Source organism: Pseudomonas sp., assembly GCF_049590575.1.
In the GTDB taxonomy this organism is placed as follows: domain Bacteria; phylum Pseudomonadota; class Gammaproteobacteria; order Pseudomonadales; family Pseudomonadaceae; genus Aquipseudomonas.
The window spans coordinates 33,583-40,896 of sequence record NZ_JBAWDE010000238.1; the positions used below are offsets into that span (position 1 = coordinate 33,583).

7 protein-coding genes are annotated in these 7,314 nt (G+C 64.8%); 6 read left to right on the forward strand and 1 reads right to left on the reverse strand.

Annotation, left to right across the window (positions count from 1 at the left end; translation table 11 throughout):
• The first annotated feature begins 75 nt into the window (after window positions 1-75).
• Together WBR57_RS16405 and WBR57_RS16410 are read left to right on the forward strand one after the other, a co-directional pair.
• Window positions 76-1,374, forward strand: a complete 1,299-nt coding sequence (locus tag WBR57_RS16405) for a serine hydroxymethyltransferase (protein ID WP_424084725.1) — start codon at window positions 76-78, stop codon at window positions 1,372-1,374.
• 31 nt (window positions 1,375-1,405) lie between these two features.
• Window positions 1,406-1,582 carry a hypothetical protein gene (locus WBR57_RS16410; RefSeq protein ID WP_424084726.1) on the forward strand — a complete coding sequence of 59 codons (177 nt, stop codon included), beginning with the start codon at window positions 1,406-1,408 and terminating at the stop codon, window positions 1,580-1,582.
• Here WBR57_RS16410 and WBR57_RS16415 read toward each other — a convergent pair.
• Window positions 1,579-3,075 carry a PLP-dependent aminotransferase family protein gene (locus WBR57_RS16415; RefSeq protein ID WP_424084727.1) on the reverse strand — a complete coding sequence of 499 codons (1,497 nt, stop codon included), beginning with the start codon at window positions 3,073-3,075 and terminating at the stop codon, window positions 1,579-1,581. The two genes, WBR57_RS16410 and WBR57_RS16415, sit on opposite strands and share 4 nt — an antisense overlap.
• A gap of 136 nt (window positions 3,076-3,211) precedes the next feature.
• Here WBR57_RS16415 and serC point away from each other — a divergent pair, with 136 nt between their 5' ends.
• The 4 genes from serC to WBR57_RS16435 form a co-directional block, all read left to right on the forward strand.
• Window positions 3,212-4,294: a 3-phosphoserine/phosphohydroxythreonine transaminase gene (gene serC, locus WBR57_RS16420; RefSeq protein ID WP_424084728.1), complete on the forward strand. Its 1,083-nt coding sequence runs from the start codon at window positions 3,212-3,214 to the stop codon at window positions 4,292-4,294.
• Window positions 4,295-4,416: 122 nt separating this feature from the next.
• Window positions 4,417-5,670, forward strand: coding sequence for a benzoate/H(+) symporter BenE family transporter (locus WBR57_RS16425; RefSeq protein ID WP_424084729.1), 1,254 nt, complete (start codon window positions 4,417-4,419; stop codon window positions 5,668-5,670).
• The gene (locus WBR57_RS16430; protein ID WP_424084730.1) at window positions 5,670-6,515 is read left to right on the forward strand and encodes a YggS family pyridoxal phosphate-dependent enzyme; all 846 of its coding nucleotides are present in this window, start codon (window positions 5,670-5,672) and stop codon (window positions 6,513-6,515) included. The genes WBR57_RS16425 and WBR57_RS16430 overlap by 1 nt, the downstream gene beginning before the upstream one ends.
• Window positions 6,516-6,539: 24 nt before the next feature.
• Window positions 6,540-7,314 (forward strand): aminotransferase class III-fold pyridoxal phosphate-dependent enzyme (locus tag WBR57_RS16435; RefSeq protein ID WP_424084731.1); only part of this gene is annotated, 775 nt, incomplete at its 3' end.

Consider the following 7,314-nt stretch of genomic DNA (forward strand, 5'->3'; position numbering starts at 1 on the left):
ACTGGTATGGCTGGCCGGCCCGTGGGCGGCTAGGGTAGTGCGGCGTGTTATCGGGCGTTTACACAGGGAGTGACCATGCCGCATTTCGCTTATCAGGAGGGCCACGCGCTGCCCGGGGTCAGTGGCGTTGCGCTGCCCCAGGTGGACGGGGAGGTGTGGCGCGCGATTGACGCCGAGCGTCAGCGCCAGGTGCAGTCGATCGAGCTGATCGCCGCCGAAAACGTGGTCAGTCGTGCGGTGCTCGAGGCCCAGGGGTCGGTGCTGACCAATAAATATGCCGAGGGCTATCCAGGGCGACGCTATTACGCCAGTTGTTGCAATGTCGATGCCATTGAAGAGCTCGCCATCGAGCGGGCCCGGCAACTGTTCAACTGCGCCTACGCCAACCTGCAACCGCATTCGGGCAGCCAGGCCAACCAGGCGGTGTTCCTCGCGTTGCTGGCGCCGGGGGACAAGATCCTCGGCCTGGACCTCAAGTCCGGTGGGCACGTGTCCCATGGAGCTGCGTTCAACTTGTCCGGGCGCTGGTTCCAGGCCCTCAGCTATGGCGTGCACCCACTGACCCACCGGGTCGACATGGATCAGGTCGAGCAGATCGCCCGCCGGGAACGCCCAGGCCTGATCATCGCAGGTGCCTCGGCGTACTCGCGGGCGCTGGATTTCGCCCGGTTTCGTGCGATTGCCGACGAGGTGGGCGCGTTCCTGATGGCCGACATCGCCCACGTCGCCGGGCTGGTCGCGGGCGGGGCGTATCCGTCGCCCGTGCCGTTCGCCCATGTCACCACCCTGAGCACCCATGCCACGCTGCGCGGTCCGCGTGGCGGGATGATCCTGTGCAACGAGCAGGCCATTGCGCAGAAGATCAATGCGGCGGTGTACCCGGGCCTGCAGGGCGCGGCACTGATGCACACGGTTGCGGCCAAGGCCGTGGCGCTGGGCGAGGCCCTGCAACCGGGCTTCGGCGCGTATGCCCACGCCGTGGTCGCCAATGCCCAGGCCTTGTGCGGCCGATTGGCGGAGGGTGGGCTATTGGTGGTGTCGGGCGGCACCGACTGTCACCTGGGGGTGATTGACCTGCGGCCCTGGGGCCTGGTGGGCAATGTCGCCGAACGTGCGTTGGAGGCCATCGGCATAACCGTGAACAAAAATGTCGTACCCGGCGATGAGGTCAAGCCTACCGTGACGTCCGGCATTCGCCTTGGCAGTGCGGCGTGTACGTCGCGTGGCATGGGCGTCGATGAATTCCGAGAGATCGGCGACATGATTCTGGCCATGCTCGGTGGCGTGCGCAGCGGCGCCCTGGACGCCCGTACTGAACGCTCGATTCGTGAAGGCATCAGCGACCTGACCAAGCGTTTCAAGCTGCCGTATTAACCGTCTGCGCTTTTTTCGAAAAGGAATTCCAATGCCCGGCACCATCCCCACCGGCCGCCCGGCGGCCACCCGCCCGTCACGGTTCAAGCTGTTCGCCAGCGCCAAGCCGCAACCCGTGATTGCGCTGGATTACCCCAAGCTGCCGCGGCATGCGCGCATGGCCGCCCAGGCCCAGCAGCTGCTGATGAACTATGCGCTCGGCCATTAGATCTTCAGCGCGTTGGCCAGACGCAACATGGCGGCTTCTATTTCATACGCGGTCAGGGAGGAGTAGCCCAGCAGCCAGCCCTGTTGCTTCGGTTCGCCCGCGTACAAGCCGCTGAGGCCGGACAGTTGCACGCCGGCCGTGGCGGCCTGGCGGATGGTTTTTTCCTCGGACCACCCGGCTTTCAGCAGGCAGGGGATTTGCAACCCGCCCGGCGGCAGTTCGGCGCTGACCACCGCGCTCAGGTACTTGCCGATCGCGTCGTGCATGATCGAACGGCGCCCGGCATACAGCTTGCGCATGGCCCGCACATGCGCGTTGTAATGGCCGTCCTCCATAAAGCGCGCCAGGGTCAGTTGCAGGGTTTGCGGCGTGTGGCCGTCCATCATGCTGCGCGCATAGGCAAAGGGCTTCACCAGTTCAGGGGGCAGCACCATGTACCCCATGCGCAGGCCGGGGTAGAGGGTCTTGCTGAACGTGCCGATGTAGAGCGTGCGCTGGTACTTGTCCAGGCCCTGCACGCATGCCGTGGGTTGCCCGTCGTAATGGAACTCGCTGTCGTAGTCATCCTCGATGATCCACTTGCCTTTTTGCGCCGCCCAATTGATCAACTCAAGACGCCGCTCCAGCGGCAACGTCGCGCCGGTGGGGTACTGGTGAGAAGGCGTGACATACACGCAATGGGCGCCGCTGCGGTCGGCGTATAGCAGGTCAGTGCGGATGCCCTGTGCGTCGACATCGATCGGCACCACTTTGGTTTCGGCGATCTGGAAGGCTTTGCGCGCGCCGTAGTAGCCGGGGTTTTCCAGCAGGATCGGCTTGCCGGCGTCCACCAGCAATTGCGCACACAGATACAACGCCTGACGCGTACTGCTCAATACCAGGACCTGGTCGGGGGAACATTTGGCGCCGCGTTCGAGGTTCAGGTAGGTGGCAATCGCCTTGCGCAGGGGCTCGGCGCCTTGTGGGTCGCCATGCAGCAGCACGCTCGCGCGATAGTCCTTCATGACCTGGCGTTGCAGGCGCTCCCAGACATCCGTGGGGAAGCTGCGGGTTTCCGGCAGGCCGGTGGCAAAGGCCTTGATGACTTGCTGATCGCGCACGCCGCCGGTGTCGAAGATCATCCGCCCGCGCTGGCTGAGTTCGGCACCTGGCGGAGCGACGCTGCTCCTGACTTCCTGAGCCTTGAGGCGTCGGCGGCCGGCACCGCGCAGTTCGACGCCCACGGTGTCGCAGACGTAACTGCCGGCACCTTCGCGGCGCACGATAAACCCGTCCCGATGCAGCTGCACATAGGCGTTCTCGACGGTGTCGCGGGCACACCCCAGTGACTTGGACAGCACCCGCGTGGCGGGCAGTTTCAAGCCGGGACCGAGGGCGCCGTCAAGAATCAGCGCACGGAGTGCGCGTTGGATCCGCTGGTGCAGGTCCAGCAGCTGAAATTCTGCGTCGTTGAGGCGCATCTTCAGGGTTTCCAGCTCGAAGGTCTTTGCCATGTGGTCTGCTCTCATTCCATGAAATGGCCGGTAAAAGCAGGCCAGTTTATCCGTAGACTCGGGCCCTCGCCACCCCAGGGCTTGACCTCGGTGATGCCGCACCGGGCGAGCGTTCTTGAACAGGAGTTACGCAACCATGGCTCGGTCCCACAACTTCAGCGCAGGCCCCACCGCGGTGCCGTTAGATGTTCTCACTCAGGCGCACGAGGAGTTCTTCGATTTTGCCGGCACCGGCATGTCCGTGATGGAAATCAGCCACCGTTCCCAGGTGTTCATGGCCGTGGCCAGCGAGGCCGAACGGGACCTGCGCGATATCCTCGGGGTGCCGCCTGCCTACAAAGTGCTGTTCCTGCAAGGGGGGGCCTCGCTGCAGTTCGCGCAAGTGCCGATGAACCTGATAGGCGACAAAGGCACCGCAGATTACCTGCACACGGGCCTCTGGTCGGGCAAGGCGATTGAGGCTGCACGGCGCTACTGCGATGTGCGCGTGGTTGCCAGCGCCCACGCGTCGGGTTTCGACCGCGTCCCCCACGCCTCGGACTGGCGCCTTAACCCCGACGCCGCCTACCTGCATTACACCGAGAATGAGACGGTACACGGCGTGCAGTTCATCGACACGCCCGCGACCGACGCGCCACTGGTGTGCGATGCCTGTTCAAGCCTGCTGTCCAAGCCGATCGACATCGCCCGGCATGGTCTGGTGTACGCCGCCGCGCAGAAAAACATGGGCGTGGCCGGCTTGACGGTGGTCATCGTCGACCCGGCGTTGCTCGAGCGATCCCACGCCTTTACCCCGGATATTCTCAACTACGCGCGCATCAGCGATGCACAGTCGATGCTCAATACCCCGGCGACCTTCCCCTGGTACCTCACTGGCCTGACGCTCAAGTGGATCAAGCACAGCGGTGGTCTGCAGGCCCTGCACCAGCGCAACCAGGCCAAGGCGCAGATGCTTTACCGCGCCATCGATGGGAGTGACGGGTTTTATCGCAACCGCGTGCAGGCAGCGTATCGCTCTATCAACAACGTGCCGTTCCGTTTGGCTGATGTGGCGCTGGAGAAAACCTTTTTACGACGCGCCGAGCAAGCCGGCCTCAATGGTCTCAAAGGCCACGCCAGCGTCGGCGGCCTGCGCGCCAGCCTCTACAACGCCGTGTCAGTGCCGGCGGTCGAGGCGCTGTGCGATTTCATGAACGTGTTTGCGCGCGAGCATGGCTGACCCGACCACGCAAAGTGGTCTGGTCTGCTGCGCTAAAGCGTAGGGGTAAAACCTGCCATTGAACCGCTATAAATGCCCGCTTACCCGCGGCGGATACATCGTCCAGCAAGGAGCCAAGACCTATGTCATCTACTCAATCCCCCTCGTCCCTGCGACTTCGGGACCTGCTGCACCCGGTGGTTGCCGGGTTGATTTCGGTGATCGTCAATTACGGCGGCACCTTCATCCTGGTGTTCCAGGCCGCCAAGGTCGCCGGGCTCAGCCCGGAGTTGACCGCGTCGTGGGTCTGGTCGGTGTCGATCGGGGTCGGGGTGACCGGGCTGTTCCTCAGTTGGGTGAGCCGCGAGCCGATCATCACCGCCTGGTCGACCCCGGCGGCGGCATTTTTGATCGTCGCCCTGGCGACCACACCCTACGCCGAGGCCATTGGGGCCTACATGATTTCGGCGGCAGCGTTCGTGCTGCTGGGCGTGTCCGGTTACTTTGAAAAGGCCGTTCGGCTGATCCCGCCGGGGGTGGCGGCGGGCCTGTTGGGCGGCATCCTGCTGCAGTTCGGCATCGGCGCGTTCGCCAGCATGAGCGTCGACCCGTTGTTGGTCGGGGTGTTGATCGGCGCCTACATCCTGTTCAAGCGCCTGAGTGCGCGCTACGCGGTGGTCGGCATTCTGCTGCTGGGGCTTGGCTTTCTGCTGATGCAGGCGCGCGTGGACTTCACGGGGCTGGCGCTGGAGTTTGCGACACCGGTGTTCACACGGCCTGAGTTCTCGATCAATGCGTTGTTGAGCGTGGCGTTGCCGCTGTTTCTGATCACCCTCACGGGGCAGTACATGCCGGGCATGCTGGTGCTGCGCAGTGATGGGTTCAACACCAGTGCCAACCCGATCCTCAGCGTGACCGGGCTGGGTTCTCTGCTGATGGCGCCGTTCGGTTCCCATGCGTTCAACATCGCGGCGATCACGGCCGCCATCTGCACGGGCAAGGAAGCCTGCGAAGACCCCTCCAAGCGCTGGATCGCAGGCGTGGCCGCGGGCATCTTCTACATCCTGGTGGGGATCTTCGGCGTGACCCTGGCGGCGGTGTTCATGGCCTTCCCGGCGACCTTTATCACCACCCTGGCCGGACTGGCCCTGCTGGGCACGCTCGGCGCGAGCCTGGCCAACGCCATGGCCGACGTGAAATCGCGGGAAGCCTCGCTGATCACCTTTCTGGCCTGCGCAGCGAATATCACCCTGCTGGGCATCGGCGGCGCGTTCTGGGGCCTGGTCATCGGCCTGGTGGCCTACGCCGTGCTCAATGGGCGGTTGCCGCGCCGTGAAAAGGCCGCAGTGCTACCGGCCGAAGTGGTTGCCGTGCCTGCCAAAGGAGCGACCCGCTGATGCCTGATCAAACCGAAGACCTCCACGCCCTGCACGCGCGCCATGGTCGTTACCCGCAGGCCGTCAGTGTCGAAGACTTTCGTCGCAACCTGGCCGCGGTGCAGCAACGCATTGTCGAGGCGTGCCGTAGAGCAGGGCGGGACCCGGCCGGTGTGCGCTTGCTGCCGGTCAGCAAAACCTTTGATGAAGCTCATTTGCGTCTGGCCTATGCCGCCGGTTGCCGCCTGCTGGGCGAGAACAAGGTGCAGGAAGCCCAGCGCAAGTGGGAAGCCATGGCCGATCTGCAGGACCTGCGATGGTCGGTGATCGGCCACTTGCAGACCAACAAGGCCAAGCAGGTCGCACGCTTCGCCAGCGAGTTCCAGGCCCTGGACAGCCTGCGGGTGGCCGAGGCGCTGGACCGTCGCTTGCGCATCGAAGGGCGACAGATGGACGTGTTCGTCCAGGTCAATACCTCCGGCGAAGCGAGCAAATACGGGCTGCTGCCCGATGACGTGGCGGCCTTCCTGGAGGCCATGCCCGCGTTCCCGACCCTGCGGGTTCGCGGGCTGATGACGCTGGCTTTGTTCTCGGCCGACGTGGTGCGAGTGCGCCCGTGCTTCGTGCGGCTGCGTGAATTGCGCGACCGCTTGCGGCCTGGCGCCCCTGATGGGGTGTCGCTGCAGGAGCTGTCGATGGGCATGTCCGGTGACTTTGAAATCGCCATTGAAGAGGGCGCGACCGTGGTGCGCGTCGGGCAAGCGATCTTCGGCGCCCGAGCCATGCCGGATGCGTACTACTGGCCGACCGCCGATGCCCGTCCTCTCGGTGAGGACACGTTGTCGTCGATCACGCCCACCCGTTGATACCCCTCTACAGGAAGACCTGCAATGTCTGCTGCACCCGCTTACCTCATGCACACCTCTGCCCGCCAACCGGTTTCGTTCAGCCGCGGCCAGGGCGCCTCGTTGTGGGACACCGAGGGCGTTGAATACCTGGATGCCATCGCCGGTGTGGCGGTGACGAGCCTGGGGCATGCCAACCCCGAAATTGCCGCGGCCATTGCCGAACAGGCCACCGTGTTGCTGCACACCACCAACCTGTTTCGCATCCCATGGCAGGAGCAGTTGGGCGAACGCCTGTGCCTGCTCTCGGGCATGCAACGCGCGTTTTTCTGCAACTCCGGAGCGGAGGCGAACGAAGCGGCGCTCAAGCTCGCCCGCCTGCACGCCAACGCCCGGCAGGTAACCCAGCCGCAAGTGTTGGTGATGGACAACAGTTTTCACGGGCGCACCCTGGCCACCCTCGCAGCCACCGGCAACCCCGCTGTGCATCGCGGCTTCGAGCCGCTGATGCCGGGCTTTGTGCGCGTGCCCTACGACGACATCGAGGCGCTTCGCGAGGTTGCGGCGCAGTGCCCCGCTATCGTCGCGGTGCTGGTCGAACCGGTGCAGGGGGAGGGCGGCGTGCATGCGGCCTCTGCCGGCTACCTGCAGGCCCTGCGCCAACTGTGCGATGAACACGACTGGCTGATGATGATCGATGAAGTGCAGACCGGCCTGGGTCGCACCGGCAGCTGGTTTGGCTTTGAGCATGCGGGCGTCGAGCCGGACGTCATCACCCTGGCCAAAGCGCTGGGCAACGGCTACCCCATCGGCGCGTGCC